The following is a 14,565-nucleotide window of genomic DNA, read 5'->3' as shown; positions in this document are numbered from 1 at the left end:
CCTCCACCGCCACCGCCGCGACCAGCGCGAGCGTGGGGGGGGGCGGTCCGCGGCGCCGTGCCGGCGGAGCGGGCGCGGCGGCTGGCGCTGAAATGGCCCAACGATCTGCTGCTGGGGCAGGCGAAGTTGTCGGGAATCCTGCTGGAGCGCTCCGGCGACTGGGTGGTGATCGGCGTGGGCGTGAACGTGGCGCATCACCCCGACCTGCCCGATCGTGAGGCGACCAGCCTGGCGGCGCAGGGTTCGGCGACCGATGCGACCGTGCTGCTCGACCGGCTGGCGGAGCTGTTCGCGGCGTGGCTGGCGTGGTGGCGGCGCGACGGGCTGGCGCCGGTCGTCGCGCGCTGGAGCGAGCGCGCACACCCGCCGGGCACGCCGCTGGTCGCTCGGCTGCCCGATGGCGAGGCGGTGGAGGGCGCGTTCGACGGGCTGGACGCACAGGGCGCGCTGACACTGCGCTTGGCCGACGACGAACGGCGTGTCATTCACGCTGGCGACGTGTTCCTGGTATAAAGCGAAGGGGAGAGGCGATGCTGCTCGCGGTCGATGCCGGCAACACCAATATCGTGTTCGCGCTGGTCGCCACCGGCGCCGGCGGGCGCGAGATCAAGGCGCGCTGGCGGATCGCCACCGATCCGCGCCGCACCGCCGACGAATATGCGGTGTGGCTGAGCCAGCTGCTGGCGCTGGAAGGGTTCAGCCGCGACGATGTGGAGGCGGTGGTGATCTCCACCGTCGTTCCGCGGGCGCTCCACAACCTGCAGGTGCTGGCGTCCAAATATTTCCGCACCGACGCGCTGGTCGCGGGTCGCGCGCCGCTGGAATGGGGGCTGGCGCTGGATGTGGACGAGCCGCAGAACCTGGGCGCGGACCGCGCGGTCAACACGATCGCGGCGCATGCGCTGCACCCCGGCGACCTGATCGTTATCGATTTCGGCACCGCCACCACCGTGGACCATTCGGACTATACCGGCGCGTACAAGGGCGGGATCATCGCGCCGGGCATCAACCTGTCGCTCGACGCGCTGGTCAATGCGGCCGCCAAGCTGCCGCGCATCGCGATCGAGGCGCCGGTGGGGCCGGTCAGCGTGATCGGGCGGAACACCGTCGACCAGATGAACATCGGCATCTACTGGGGCTATATCGCGATGATCGAGGGGCTGGTGGCGCGGATGAAGCAGGAGGTGGGGCGCCCGGTGAAGGTGGTCGCGACCGGCGGGCTGGCCACGTTGTTCGAACGCCACACCGACGTCTTCGATGCGATTGAACCCGACCTGACCATCCAAGGTCTGGCGATCATGTGGGAACGGGTCCATATTGCCGCGTGAACTGTATTTTTTCCCGTCCCGTAGCGACGACATCGACGCCGCGGCCCCGCGCCGCCGCCTCGCCGGGACGATGACCGAAGGATTCGAATGACCACCCCCAAGACCAACGAACTTCTTTTCTGCGCGCTCGGCGGTTCCGGCGAAATCGGCATGAACGTCATTCTCTACGGCCATGCCGGCAAATGGCTGATGGTCGATTGCGGCGTGACCTTCGCCGATGCGCATTATCCCGGGATCGACGTGATCCTGCCCGACCTGCGCTTCATCGAGGAGCGCCTGTCCGATCTGGTCGGCATCGTCCTGACCCACGGGCATGAGGATCATATCGGCGCGCTGCCGTATCTGGCCGAGGATCTGGGCGTGCCGATCTACGCCACGCCCTTCACCGCCGGGCTGGTCCGCGGCAAGCTGGAGGAGGAACGGATCGAGGATCGCGTCAAGATCCGCATGGTCCATGCGCGCGAGCCGTTCAGCGTCGGGCCGTTCCGCGTCGAGATGGTGCCCCTGTCGCACTCGATCCCGGAAGCGAACGCGCTGCTGATCGAGACGAAGGCGGGCCGCGTGTTCCACACCGGCGACTGGAAGCTGGATGCGACGCCGGTGATCGGCAAGCCTTCCACGCCAGAGGAACTGACCGCGATCGGCAAGCGCGGCATCGACGTGCTGGTGTGCGATTCGACCAACGCCTTCAACACCGAGCCGTCGGGAAGCGAGGCGAGCGTGCGCAAGGGGCTGGCGGAAAGCGTTGCGCGGACGCGCGGGCGGGTCGTGGTGACCACCTTCGCGTCCAACGCCGCACGGCTGTCGACGCTGGGCAAGGTGGCGCAGGAGACGGGGCGCAAGCTGTGCGTCACCGGGCGGTCGCTTGATCGGATCATCCGCGTCGCCAAGGCGACCGGTTACCTCAAGGACTTTCCCGACACGATCGACGTCGATGCCGCGATGCGGCTGCCGCGCAACCGCGTGCTGATCGTGGCGACGGGCGGCCAGGGCGAGCCGCGCGCGGCGCTGGCGCGGATCGCGGACGGATCGCACCAGATCTCGGTCGATCAGGGCGACATGGTGATCTTCTCCGCGCGCCAGATCCCGGGCAACGAAGTGGCGGTCGGGCGCATCCAGAACCAGCTGGCCGCCAAGGGCGTGGAGATGGTGACCGAGCGGCAGGCGCACGTCCATGTTTCCGGCCACCCCGGCCGTCCGGAACTGGCCAAGATGTACGAATGGCTGCGCCCGAAGACGCTGGTGCCCGTGCATGGCGAGATGCGCCACCTGATGGAACATGCCCGCTTCGGCCTGTCGCAGGGGATCGGCGCGGTCCATGTCCAGACCAACGGCGACATGGTGCGGCTGGCGCCCGATGGGCCGAAGAAGATCGGCGACGTGCCGGTCGGGCGGCTGGTACTGGACGGCGACGTGATCCTGCCGGCCGATGGCGGGACGATCAACGATCGCCGCCGTATCGCGGTGAACGGCACGATCTCGGTCGGGATCGCGGTGGACCGGAACGGCCGCGCCGGCGGCATCCCGGAGGTCCGCTTCCAGGGCATCCCGGTCGAGGAGGAGCGCGAGCCGTTCATGGCCGAGGCGGTCGAGGCTGCGACCGAGGCGATGGAGGGCCGCGTGCGCGACCGCGATCGCCTGCGCGAGGACGTGCGGCTGGCAGTGCGCCGCGTCGCGACGCGCTGGACCGGGAAGAAGCCGGTGGTCGACGTCGTGATCGTCCAGGTCTGACGCGGGCGGGGCGGCGATCATGCGCTGGACGTCGCTGCTGGCGATCTACATCCTGTTCTGGGCGTTCTCCGTCTTCCTGGTGCTGCCGTTCGGCGTGCGCACCACGGCGGAGGCGGGGGGCGAGCATGTCCCCGGCACCGCCGAGAGCGCGCCGCACGAATTCTCGCTGAAGAAGGTGGTGGTGCGCACCACGGTCGTCGCGACGTTGCTGTTCGCGCTGTTCGTCGCGAATTACGAATTCGGCTGGGTGACGGCGGGGATGCTCGACTTTGCCGATCCGGCGAACGCGGTGGAGTAGGGCGGCGTCGCCACTTACTGGAAACCGAAAATAATTATCGATTTACGATAATTCATGGTAATGCTGCCGGACGGAGGCAGCATGATTCGACGGCATAATCGGGCGGCGGGCGATGGTGACACCGCTGTGCCCGCCGACATCCTCATGCGCCGGGGGCGGCTTTTCTTCGCCGTCGCCTGCGCGGTGATCGTCACCATGGCGGCAACCGCGGTGCTTCAGGTCGCGCTGTTGCTGTTCCGGGTCGGCGACCATGCCGGGATGCTCAACGGCGGCTTCGCGTTCATCGTTACGCGTGACGACGGCGGTGCCGCACCGGCCGGCTTCGTGACCATTTCACGCTATGCGGTCTGGCAATCGACCTTGGCGGCGGGGCTGCTGACCCTTCGCCTGATCCCCGGGCTGGTGATCCTGGCCAGTCTGGTCGGGCTGTTCCGCCTGTATGCCCGGCGGCTGATCTTCAGCGCCGACCATGAAAGATGGATGCGTCGGATCGCCTGGGCGCTGATCGCCTATGCGCTCGTTCCGCTCGTCACCCATGCCGCCTTGTATGCTGCGGGGATGAGTCCGGTCGCCGTCAAGCTGGAATGGCGGCAGCTCGATGCGGCGATCCTCGGCATCCTGCTGTTCGCGTTCGTCGACGTCATCGCATTCGGGGCGGAGATCGAGCGCGACCGGGCCGGGTTCTTCTGATGGCGATCGTCGTCCGGCTCGACGTCATGCTCGCCAAGCGCAAGATGCGATCGAAGGAGCTGGCGCAAGCGATCGGCGCGACCGAGGCCAATCTGTCGCTGTTCAAATCGGGCAAGGTGAAGGGGCTGCGCTTCGAGACGCTGGAGGCGATCTGCCGGCATCTCGACTGCCAGCCCGGCGACCTTCTGGAATATCTGCCCGACAGCTGACCGGGCGACTACCCCTTCACACAAGGATGGAGAAAGACGATGCGTCCGTTTTCGGCGATTGCCGCCTCATGCCTGTTGTTCGCCGCTCCGGCGGGCTCGTCCGTGCCGCTGACCCCGGCCGGGAATGGCCATCTGGTCGTCCCCGCGTTCGTCAACGGCAAGGGCACCGTTCCGTTCATCCTCGACACCGGAGCGGACGGTTCGCACGTCTATGAGTGGTTCGCCCGGCAGCAGGGGCTGAAATCCGGCACGCCGATCCGTGTCGAGGGGATGACCGGCGCGGCGATGATGCCGACCTATCGGTTGGACAGTATCGCGGTCGACGGCCGCACGATCCGCGATGTCGACGTCACCGGCCTGCCGGATCGCAAGGACGCGGAGATTGCCGCTGGGGTGACGGGCAACGACCTGATGGACGGCGCGATCGCGATCTTCGACTTCCCCTGCCGCACCGTATCGTTGTTGCCGAAGCCGGTGGCGATGCGCCGCATCCTGACGCCCCGGGCGGTGATGATCCGGGCTGGAACGGTCGCGGAGGGAACGCAGTTGACGCTGCCCGTCACGATCAACGGCGCGGCGGGGATCGCCGTGCTGGATACGGGATCGCGGGGCACGCAGATCAATACGGCCTTTGCCCGTGCCGCACGTATCGATCGCGGCGGCTTGGGACGCGGAGAGACGCTGTACGGCGCGGCCGGCGAAGCGACCGACACACGCGAGGGCAAGGTCACGGCGGTGGCCTTCGCCGGCCGCACGGTGCGCGACCTGACGGTGCGGGTTGCCGATCTGTCGGTGTTCCGGAGCTTCGGGATCGGGGAGGAACCGGCGATGATCCTGGGCATCAACGCGATGATGGGCCAGCGACTGGTCTACGATCACGAAGCCCGGCGGTTCTGGTTCGACCGCTCTCGTTGTGCGGGCGCAGGGGCAGTCCGGCGCCGGTGACCGCCGTCAGCGCAGCCGTTCGATCGCCTGTGCCAGCGCGACGTAGAGCTTGCCCATGTCCGACGACAGCAGCGTCACGCCCAGCGGCGAGCCGTCGCGTTGCGCCAGGATGGTGCGCAGCATCGCCTCGAAATCGTGGATGTAGCGGTTGACCTGCTCGCGGAACGACGGGTCGTCATCGTACAGCCGCGCGACATCCCGCTGTTCGCTGCCGTCCAGCAGCCGCACCGCGCGGCGGGTGAAGACGCCGCGGTCGCCCTTCAGATAGGCGGCCCAGGCGCTGTCGGAGATTTCCGGAGCGAAGGTGCGGGTGAGGTCGATCGACGCGGAGTTGAGCGATTCGATCAGCAGCGAGGCACGGCGCGCGAAGCTGTCGCGGTCCGCCTCCTCGCTGGCGGCGCGCGCCTCCTCCAGCCGCTGGTCGACCAGCGCGATCGTCGCCTCGATCCCGGTGAGCTGATGTTGCAGCCGCTCGCCGGCACGCGCGGTGGCGGCGACGGCGGCCTCGGCGACCTGCGCGACCTGTTCCACCTGCTGCGCGACGCCGCTGTCGACCGCGCGGCTGAGCGCGGCGACGCCGGCGCTTTCGAGCGCCACGGCAGCTTCCGGGATGACGCGCGCCAGGGCGTCGCGCGCATGATCGGCAGCGGTCGCGGCGGTTTCGCGCACGCGCAGCAACGCCTCGAGCAGCCGCGGCGCGGCCTCCTCGGTCAGATCGTCGGCGCGGCGCGCGGCCTGTTCGACCGCATCGGCGATCAGCCCGGCCTGACCGCGGCCCTTGTCGAGCACGTCGTTGAGCTTGACGGTCAGCGTCTCCACCGTCTTGCGCTGCTCGGCGACGACCTGTGCCACCGCCTCGATCGCATCATGCGTGCTTTCGGCGGCGGTCACCAGCGCGAGCAATTCGGGCTTGGCGGCAACGATCACCTGCTTGGTCGAGGCGACGCGCGCTTCGAGGCGGGCGATCGCCTCCGGCATCGTCTCGTCCATCTCGCGCGCGGCGGCGTCAAGCGCGACGAGCAGATGCTCGGTGGTCGCGATCGTGCGCTCGGCGGACTGGTTGCCCGCGTCCATCGCAACCGACAGCGCCTCGGCGGTCGCCTGCAGCGCGCTGACGGTCGCGGCGAGTTGCTGGCTCCGTTCGGTTCCGGTGGCATGGAGCGCCTCGAACCGCGTTTCGGCGCGCGCGACGCCCTGTTCCAGCGAATCGAAGATCTGGCGGCCGGTGATCTGCTGCGCGTCGAGCCGGCCGGCGATCCGCTCGATCACGATCTCGATCAGACCGATCCGCTCGGCCAGCGCCTCGGCGCTTTCGCGCGCCGACTGATCGAGCGCGGTCTGGTTGGCGGCGACCATCGCGAGCAGCGCGTCGCCCTGCGCCGACAGCCCCTTCCGCGACTGGTCGATCGCGCTGGCGGTGCGATTCAGCAGCGCGTCGACCGCGGCGGCGGCGTCGGACGTGACCGTTTCCAGCCGCGCGCCAGCGGTCTCGCTGGTCGTCTCCATCCGCTGCATATAGGCGGCGAGCTTTTCCGCGGCGCCGCCCGCGATCGTCTCGGCATCGCGGCTGCGCGCGATCAGCGCGGCGACCTGCGCGTCCAGTCCGGCGGTATGTTCGCTGGCGACGACACCGGCCTGGTCGATGCTGTCGGTCAGCGTGCGCGTTTCCTGCGCCGCGCGCGGCAGCGCCGACAGCAGGGTGGTCAGCTGCGCCTGCGCCGCGTCGGCGGCATGGGCGAGCGCCCGGGCATGGACGTCGGCCTGGTCGATCTCTTCCGACAGGCCGCGACCGATCGAGGCGAGCCGCGCGGTCGCGGCATCGCCCAGCGCGGTCAGCAGCCGCACCTGTTCGGCCAGCGCGACGCGCCGTTCCTCGATCGCATGGCCCAGTGCCGTCACGGTGTCGCCCAGCGCAGCCGCCTCGGCACGCATCTGCCGCGCGGTCGCGCCGAACCGCTGCGCCTCGGTCCGGCTGGTGCGCAGCGCGGCGAGCCAGACGATCCCGGCCAGCGCGGGCACGGTGGCGAGCGTCGCGCCGAACTGCGCCAGCGCCAGCGGCGGCATCGACGCGAGCGAATCGCGCGCCAGCCAGACGATCGCACCCACCCACGCCAGCGCGACGACGACCGCGGCCCATCCCAGGATGGCACCGCGCCGGGACGGTTCGGCGGTTTCGGCCGGATCGGCGTGGTCGCTCAAGGGCAAGGGCGCCTCGTCAAAGGGTTGCAGGTCGCGGCCCGGCGATGGCGTGTCGCTGTCCGTTGCGCGGAATTCGATGATCGACGGCCCCCCGTTCATGGTCCGGGTTTAACAGCTTTACCCGATCCGGGAAGCCGTTTCGGCATCATGACATGCTCCATCGGTCGCATCGGGCGATCACCATTGCCGGTTTCCGGTCCACGCCCTAACAGCCGGGCCATGCTGGCAGGCCTATTGTTCGCGACCCATGAGGCAGAGGATCGTCCCGGAATCCTTGCGGCGACGCTGCCGTTCGCGGCGGCGACGCTGATCGAATATCAGGCGCGGCTGCTGATCGCGTCCGATGCCGCGCAGATCGTGGTGGTGGTCCAGCGGCTGACCCCGGAACTGGTCGGTGCGCTGGCGCGGATCGGGCGGCGCGGCGTCGCGGTGGACACGGTGCGCACCGCCGCGGAGGCGCTGGCGCGGCTGCACCCGCTGGCGCGGATCGTGATGGTCGCCGACGGGCTGGTGACGACGGAGGGCGTGATTCACGCGCTGGCCGGGGAGGGCGGCGACGCGCTGCTGACGGTGCCGGGAACACAGGCGTCGCCGGCGTTCGAGCGGGTCGGCGGGGGCGAGGCATGGGCGGGCGTGGCGCGGATCGACGCGCGCCGGCTGGCCGATGCCGCGCGGCTGCCGGAGGATTACGACCTGCAATCCACCTTGCTCCATGCCGCCGAACAGGCGGGCGCGCGGCACGTGTCGCTGCGGCTGGACGATATGGAGCTGGGGCACGGCATCGAACGCCGCGCCGCCGCGCTGGAGGAGCGCGGGCGCGCGGTGCTCTCCGCGTCGATGGCGGTGCGGCCCGGCTGGTTCGACCGGATCGTGCTGCGGCCGCTCGCCCGGCTGGCGATCCCGCCGATCGCGCGGCGCGGGATCGGCACCGGCGCGATCGTCGGCACCGCGGCGGGGGCGGCGACGCTGGGCATCGCGACGCTGGCGTTCGGCTGGCCCGCGATCGGGCTGGCGGCGGTGCTGATCGCGGTGCTGGTGGCGGAGATCGCCGGCGCGGTGGCGCTGTTCCGTGACGAAGAACATCACCTGCGCGCGATGCGCATCGCGATCCTGGCGATGCCCGCGGTGGCGGTGCTGCTGCTGGGGCATGTCGTCGATGCGCAGGCGGCGACCACCACCGCGCGGCTGCTGGCGCTGGGCGCCACGGTCGCGGGCGGCGTGGCGGAGCGCGCGGCGGGCGCGGTGCAGCGGCGCGGCTGGTGGGGCACGGCGCCGGCCTATCTGGCGATCCTGGCGCTGTTCGCGGTCGCGGGCTGGCCGACGCTGGGGCTGGCGCTGGTCGCGCTGTACGGCGGGGCGACGCTGGTCGCGGCGGTCGAGGCGCTGCGGCGACAGGCTTAGCGGCTAGTTAACGAAGCCCGGCTACAGCAGGCGTATGTCGGCAAAGCCTTTTTCCGCGGGCGGTCACGACGACCCCGATACCGTCGCGGCCTATGTCGCGGCGGCCGATCGGCGCGCGGACGAGCGGCTGGCAACGGCGATGGCCGACATCTTCCTGCCCGAACGCCATCGCCTGGATGAGCGGACGCGCATCGCGATCCTGCGCATGACCGAGGCGACCGTGACCGCGCTGGAACGCGAGATCGCGGGCCATGCCGCCCGGCTGCTCATCGCACGCGGGCTGGACGAGGTGGCCGGGATCCTGACCGCCAATCGCACGATGACGCTCGACCGGCTGATCGAGGCGGGCGTGCTGCGCGATTCGGACGTGATGGGCGAAATCATCGCACAGGCGCGCATCGACCTGATCGACGCGGCGCTGATCGCCAACCGGATGCCCGGCACCACTGCCGCGCTGCTGGGGCGCCTGGCGGAAAGCGGCGACGGCGTCGTGCGGACGCGCGCGGTCGCCTATCTGGTCGCGGACGGGCGCCGCCGGCTGCCCGCGGCGGAGCGACGTGCCGAACTCCCGGGCGAGCTATACTATCGGCTGGCATGGTGGATCGCGGCGGCGTTGCGCGAACGGCTGGGCGCGGTGCAGGCTGACGGCGCGATCGACCGCGCGCTGGTGGAGGCGACGCAGCGCAGCATCGCCGCCTATGACGAGGGCGAGCGTGTCGAGGCGGTGGCGGCGCAGCTGGCCGGTGCGATCGACGCCACGCCCGCGGACATGCCGCGGCTGCTGCTGGAGGCGCTGGTCGAGGGGCGCGCGATCCTGTTTTCCGCGCTGCTGGCGCGCGCGCTGGCGGTGGAGCCAGCGGATGCGCGCGCGCTGATGCTGGACGGCGACAGCGACCGGCTGTGGCTGGCGATGCGCGCGCTGGCATTCGCGCGCGACGATATGGCGCGGATCGGCTGGCTGCTGTGCGAAGCCGATGCGGCGCGCGATGCCGAGCGGCTGGCCGATGCGCTCGACCCGGTGGCGGCGCTCGCGCCCGATACCGCGGCGCTGGTGGTCGCGCCGCTGGCGATGCCGCGCGACTATCGCGCGGCGCTGCGCACGCTGGCGCGGACGCGCGTGTCGTGAGCGCGCCGTCGATCCTGTCCGCCAGCGTCGATCGCACCGACCGGCTGGTTGAGGCGGACGCCGGCTTCGCCGCGATCAACACGCGGGCCGGGGGGCGCATCGGTGCGCCGCTGGCGGTGCCGCAGTTCGCGACGATCGTGCGGCTGGCGCGGCGGCTGCGAATCATCGTGGCGCGTGCGGTGACGATCGCCGATGCCGAGGCGGATATCGACTGCTGGGTGAAGGCGACCCCGCGCGAGGACGGCGTGGCGCTGGCGATCTCGCTGGTCCGCCAGCGCCCCGCATGGCAGGCGCCGGCCGCGGCGGTGACGCTGGCCGAGGTGCCGCCGCCGCCGGGCGCCGACTGGACATGGGAGGTCGATGCCGAACTCCGCCTGACGCGGCTGGCCCCCGAAACGGGTGCGCGCGCCGGCTTCGATGCGGTCGCGATGCAGGGCGCGGCGCTGACCCGCCTGTTCGCGCTGGAACCCGACGACGAAGGCGCGATGCCGCTGCTGGAGGCGATGAGCGCACGCGCCGATTTCGATCACCAGTCCGCGACGATCCGCGCGACCGGCGCGCCGGTGATGCTGGCGGGCAGCGTGCGGCTGGATGCGGCGGGCGGCTTCGCCGGGTTCGTCGGGGGCACCTTCGTCGCCGATCCGCCGGTCACTGCCGATGCGCCGGCGGCCGAGCCGGCCGGGCTGACGGTCGCCTTCAACGCGCGGCTGGAGCAGATATTGCGCGGGCCGCTGGGGCGGATCATCGCCAATGCCGACAGCATCCATCTGGCCGCCGACGGCGCGCTGGACCCGCATTATGCCGATTACGCCGCCGACATCGCCAGCGCGGGGCGGCACCTGCTGGGGCTGGTCGACGATCTGGTCGATCTGGAGGCGATCGAGCGCGACGATTTCGCGGTGGAGCGCGAAATCGTCGATCTGGCGGATATCGCGCGCCGCGCCGCCGGGCTGTTGGCGGTGCGCGCCAGCGACGGGCAGGTGACGATCGACCGCTCCGACTGCGACCGGCCGCTGCCCGCGCTGGGGGAGTTCCGCCGCGCGTTGCAGATCATGGTCAATTTGATTGGCAATGCCGTGCGCTACTCGCCGCCCGGATCGACCATATGGCTGCGGTTGCAGCGCGAGGGCGACCGCGCGGTGGTGATCGTCGCCGACCAGGGCAAGGGCATCGCGCCCGCGGATCAGGAACGCATCTTCGCCAAGTTCGAACGGGTCGACACGTCGGAACCGGGCGGCAGCGGGCTGGGCCTGTACATCGCGCGGCGGCTGGCGCGGGCGATGGGCGGCGACCTGACCGTCGACAGCGCGCCGGGCACGGGGGCAAGGTTCATCCTGACGCTGCCGGCGCGGTAGCGCCGACCACGATCAGCGCAGGCGCCGCCCCGCCAGCACCAGCAGCAGGCCGAACGCGGCGACGATGCTGCCATAGTTCGCCCAGCGGCGCTGATCGAGCATGAAGCTCGATTCCGGCCAGTGGACGTATCCCAGCCCCTGGCCGATCCACAGCAGCCCGGTGAGCGTCAGCATGACCCCCACCGCGAGCAGGATCGGCCGGAGGCGGCGCACGTCAGATCAACGCTGGCCGACGGGAACGTAGGCGCGCTGCGTCGGGCCGGTGTACAGCTGGCGCGGACGGCCGATCTTCTGGTCGGGATCGGTGATCATCTCGTTCCACTGCGCGACCCAGCCGACGGTGCGGGCAAGGGCGAACAGCACGGTGAACATGCTGGTCGGGAAACCGATCGCCGACAGGATGACGCCCGAATAGAAATCGACGTTCGGGAACAGCTTCTTCTCGACGAAATAATCGTCGCTGAGCGCGATTTCCTCCAGCCGCAGCGCGGTTTCGAACAGCGGATCCTGCACGTTCAGCGCGGCGAACACCTCGCGCACCGTCTTCTGCATCACGGTCGCGCGCGGATCGTAATTCTTGTAGACGCGGTGGCCGAAGCCCATCAGGCGGAACGGATCGTTCTTGTCCTTCGCACGGGCGATGAATTCGGGGATGCGCTCCGGCGTGCCGATTTCGTGCAGCATGTTGAGCGCCGCCTCGTTGGCGCCGCCATGCGCCGGGCCCCACAGGCAGGCGATGCCCGCCGCGATGCACGCGAACGGATTGGCGCCCGACGACCCGGCCAGACGCACGGTCGAGGTCGACGCATTCTGTTCGTGGTCGGCGTGGAGGATGAAGATGCGGTCCATCGCCTTTTCGACCGCCGGGTTCACCTCATATTGCTCCGCCGGCACGCCGAAGGTCATGCGCAGGAAGTTGCCGGTGTAGCTGAGCGAATTGTCCGGATACAGGAACGGCTGCCCGACGCTGTACTTGTACGCCATCGCCGCGATCGTCGGCATCTTCGCGATCAGCCGGTGCGAGGCGATCATGCGCTGCTGCGGATCGTGGATGTCGGTCGAATCATGGTAGAAAGCGGAGAGCGCGCCGACGACGCCGCACATGATCGCCATCGGATGCGCATCGCGGCGGAAACCGCGGAAGAACTGCGCCAGCTGTTCGTGCACCATCGTGTGGCGGCTGATCGTCCAGCTGAACTTCTCCAGCTCGTCCGCGGTCGGCAGCTCGCCGTTCAGCAGCAGGTAGCACACTTCCATGAAGCTGGACTGTTCGGCCAGCTCGCCGATCGGATAGCCGCGGTGCAGCAGCACGCCTTCGTCGCCGTCGATATAGGTCAGCTTCGACTGGCACGATGCGGTGGAGGTGAAGCCGGGGTCATAGGTGAACGCCCCGGTCTGGCCATACAGCTTGCGGATATCGACCACGTCAGGGCCGACCGAGCCGGACAGCACCGGATAGTCGTGATCCTGGCCGGACAGAGTCAGCTTGGCGGCTTCGGTCATGGTCTTCTCCTGTCACGCCCCGTGTGGGGTCATTTGGTCGGCGATCCGCGCCAGGCTTTCCTCCCGCCCCAGAAGGACGAGTACGTCGAAGATGCCCGGCGACGTCTTGCGTCCGGTGAGGGCGACGCGAAGCGGCTGGGCGACCTGACCGAGCTTGACGCCCGCCGTTTCGGCCACCTGCCGCACCGCGGCTTCGGTGCTCTCCGTATCCCAGTTGTGCACCGCGTCAAGCGCGCTGTGCAGGTGCGTCAGCAGCGCCGGCGCGTCCCCGTCCAGCAACGGCCGGGCGGCCTCGTCGATCCCCAGCGGGCGGGTGGCGAACAGAAAGGCGGTACCGTCGGCCAGTTCGTTGACGTTCGCGGCGCGCGGCTTCAGCGCGGGCATCGCTGCCAGCAGCGTCGAACGTCGGGTATCGTCATGATCGAGCGACAGTTTCGCGGCGACCAGATCCGCCAGCCGCGCATCGTCGGTGGCGCGGATATAATGGCCGTTGAGGTTTTCCAGCTTCTTCAGGTCGAAGCGGCTGGGCGACTTGCCGACGCTGGCCAGATCAAACCAGCGAATCGCATCGGCGCGGCTGATGATCTCGTCATCGCCATGCCCCCAGCCGAGCCGCAGCAGGTAATTGTCGAGTGCCTCGGGAAGGATGCCCATCTCGTCGCGATAGGCCTCGATCCCGACCGCACCGTGCCGCTTCGACAGCTTCGCCCCGTCCGCGCCATGGATCAGCGGGATGTGCGCATAGACCGGCTCCGCCCAGCCCATCGCGCGATAGATCGGCAGCTGGCGGAAGGCGTTGTTGAGGTGATCGTCGCCGCGGATGACGTGCGTCACCCCCATGTCGTGATCGTCGACCACCACCGCCAGCATGTACGTCGGCGTGCCGTCGGACCGCAGCAGGACCAGGTCGTCCAGCTCGGCATTCTGTACCGTCACCTCACCCTGGACGCGATCGTCGATCGTCGTCGCGCCCTCGGTGGGCGCGCGCAGGCGGATGACATAGGGCTTGTCGGCGGGCCAGTCGGTCCGCTCGCGCCAGGGCGAACGGATGCGCAGCGGCTTCTTCGCCGCCTGCGCCTCGGCGCGCATCGCGTCCAGTTCCTCGGGCGTCAGGTAGCAGCGATAGGCGTGGCCGGCGGCGACCATCTCTTGCGCGACCGCGGCATGGCGATCGGCGCGGGCGAACTGGTACACCTCCTCGCCATCCCAATCGAGGCCGAGCCAGCGCATCCCGTCGAGGATCGCGTCGATCGCCGGCTGGGTAGAGCGTGCGCGGTCGGTATCCTCGATCCGCAGGCGGAAGGTGCCGCCGTGGTGCCGCGCGAACAGCAGGTTGAACAGCGCCGTGCGCGCGCCCCCGATATGGAGGAAGCCGGTGGGCGACGGGGCGAAGCGGGTGACGACAGGGGTCGCGGGCGTCGCGTCAGGATTATCGGTTGCGCTCAAGCGCGCTTGCTCCCAGGCTGGAAATTCAGATGGCCAGTTCAGCCGCGCACGCCCCTAGCAAGACATTCGGCGCGCGACAAATTGCGGCGCGCGCGCCGGCCGCGATCGAGCTGTGGCTGGAACGCGAGCGCGACCAGCTAGCGCTGTGGATTCCGGTGATGCTGGGCGCGGGCGCGGCGGCGTGGTTCGTGCTGCCCGACCCGCGCGCGTGGAGTGCGGCGCTGCTGACGGCGACGGGCGTCGCGGCGATCGCGACGGCGATCGGGCGGGGCGGGCGCGCCGGGGCGGCGCTGGCGATCGCGGCGGTGCTGGTCGCCGCCGGGCTGGCGCTGAC

General features: G+C 70.0%; 14 protein-coding genes and 1 pseudogene. 11 read left to right on the top strand and 4 right to left on the bottom strand.

The annotated features are described in order from the left end of the window. The 7 genes from AX685_RS09275 to AX685_RS09245 form a co-directional block, all read left to right on the top strand. Positions 1–513: biotin--[acetyl-CoA-carboxylase] ligase (locus AX685_RS09275; protein ID WP_231738730.1), on the top strand; the 513-nt coding region annotated here is incomplete at its 5' end. 17 nt (positions 514–530) lie between these two features. Next, on the top strand, positions 531–1,328 hold the full coding sequence (locus AX685_RS09270; protein WP_066487845.1) for a type III pantothenate kinase: 798 nt from the start codon (positions 531–533) through the stop codon (positions 1,326–1,328). Positions 1,329–1,415: 87 nt separating this feature from the next. Further along, positions 1,416–3,059: a ribonuclease J gene (locus AX685_RS09265; protein WP_066487843.1), complete on the top strand. Its 1,644-nt coding sequence runs from the start codon at positions 1,416–1,418 to the stop codon at positions 3,057–3,059. 19 nt (positions 3,060–3,078) lie between these two features. Further along, positions 3,079–3,357, top strand: coding sequence for a DUF1467 family protein (locus tag AX685_RS09260; protein WP_066487829.1), 279 nt, complete (start codon positions 3,079–3,081; stop codon positions 3,355–3,357). Positions 3,358–3,438: 81 nt separating this feature from the next. Next, complete coding sequence (locus AX685_RS09255; protein WP_156445741.1) at positions 3,439–4,047, top strand: DUF2975 domain-containing protein; 609 nt, start codon at positions 3,439–3,441, stop codon at positions 4,045–4,047. After that, positions 4,047–4,256: a helix-turn-helix domain-containing protein gene (locus tag AX685_RS09250; protein ID WP_066487821.1), complete on the top strand. Its 210-nt coding sequence runs from the start codon at positions 4,047–4,049 to the stop codon at positions 4,254–4,256. The genes AX685_RS09255 and AX685_RS09250 overlap by 1 nt, the downstream gene beginning before the upstream one ends. A 39-nt stretch (positions 4,257–4,295) precedes the next feature. After that, entirely contained in the window at positions 4,296–5,201 is a 906-nt protein-coding gene (locus AX685_RS09245; RefSeq protein WP_066487819.1) for an aspartyl protease family protein, read from the top strand. A gap of 6 nt (positions 5,202–5,207) precedes the next feature. Here the strand turns inward: AX685_RS09245 and AX685_RS09240 are convergent, their stop codons facing one another. After that, positions 5,208–7,400, bottom strand: coding sequence for a hypothetical protein (locus AX685_RS09240; RefSeq protein ID WP_231738727.1), 2,193 nt, complete (start codon positions 7,398–7,400; stop codon positions 5,208–5,210). A 219-nt stretch (positions 7,401–7,619) separates the two neighbouring features. Between AX685_RS09240 and AX685_RS09235 the strand changes: the two genes are divergently transcribed. The 3 genes from AX685_RS09235 to AX685_RS09225 are packed head-to-tail and all read left to right on the top strand — an operon-like array spanning position 7,620 to position 11,282. Then, on the top strand, positions 7,620–8,801 hold the full coding sequence (locus AX685_RS09235; RefSeq protein WP_066487814.1) for a hypothetical protein: 1,182 nt from the start codon (positions 7,620–7,622) through the stop codon (positions 8,799–8,801). A gap of 34 nt (positions 8,802–8,835) precedes the next feature. Further along, positions 8,836–9,927: a DUF2336 domain-containing protein gene (locus tag AX685_RS09230; RefSeq protein ID WP_066487811.1), complete on the top strand. Its 1,092-nt coding sequence runs from the start codon at positions 8,836–8,838 to the stop codon at positions 9,925–9,927. Then, positions 9,924–11,282 carry a sensor histidine kinase gene (locus AX685_RS09225; protein WP_066487809.1) on the top strand — a complete coding sequence of 453 codons (1,359 nt, stop codon included), beginning with the start codon at positions 9,924–9,926 and terminating at the stop codon, positions 11,280–11,282. The genes AX685_RS09230 and AX685_RS09225 overlap by 4 nt, the downstream gene beginning before the upstream one ends. Before the next feature lie 12 nt (positions 11,283–11,294). Here the strand turns inward: AX685_RS09225 and AX685_RS09220 are convergent, their stop codons facing one another. The 3 genes from AX685_RS09220 to gltX are packed head-to-tail and all read right to left on the bottom strand — an operon-like array spanning position 11,295 to position 14,231. After that, complete coding sequence (locus tag AX685_RS09220; protein WP_066487806.1) at positions 11,295–11,495, bottom strand: hypothetical protein; 201 nt, start codon at positions 11,493–11,495, stop codon at positions 11,295–11,297. A 6-nt stretch (positions 11,496–11,501) separates the two neighbouring features. Then, complete coding sequence (locus tag AX685_RS09215) at positions 11,502–12,785, bottom strand: citrate synthase (protein WP_066487804.1); 1,284 nt, start codon at positions 12,783–12,785, stop codon at positions 11,502–11,504. Positions 12,786–12,797: 12 nt separating this feature from the next. Then, positions 12,798–14,231: a glutamate--tRNA ligase gene (gene gltX, locus AX685_RS09210; RefSeq protein ID WP_066487802.1), complete on the bottom strand. Its 1,434-nt coding sequence runs from the start codon at positions 14,229–14,231 to the stop codon at positions 12,798–12,800. Between the two features lie 29 nt (positions 14,232–14,260). On the opposite strand from gltX, the pseudogene AX685_RS09205 reads away from it, so the two are divergent. Further along, positions 14,261–14,565: pseudogene (locus tag AX685_RS09205) on the top strand (ComEC/Rec2 family competence protein); the annotation flags it as partial.

This window comes from Sphingomonas sp. CCH9-F2 (assembly GCF_001556735.1).
GTDB lineage: Bacteria > Pseudomonadota > Alphaproteobacteria > Sphingomonadales > Sphingomonadaceae > Sphingomonas > Sphingomonas ginsenosidimutans.
Note: the sequence above shows the minus strand (reverse complement) of the source record. Positions and strands in the feature narration are given on the sequence as shown.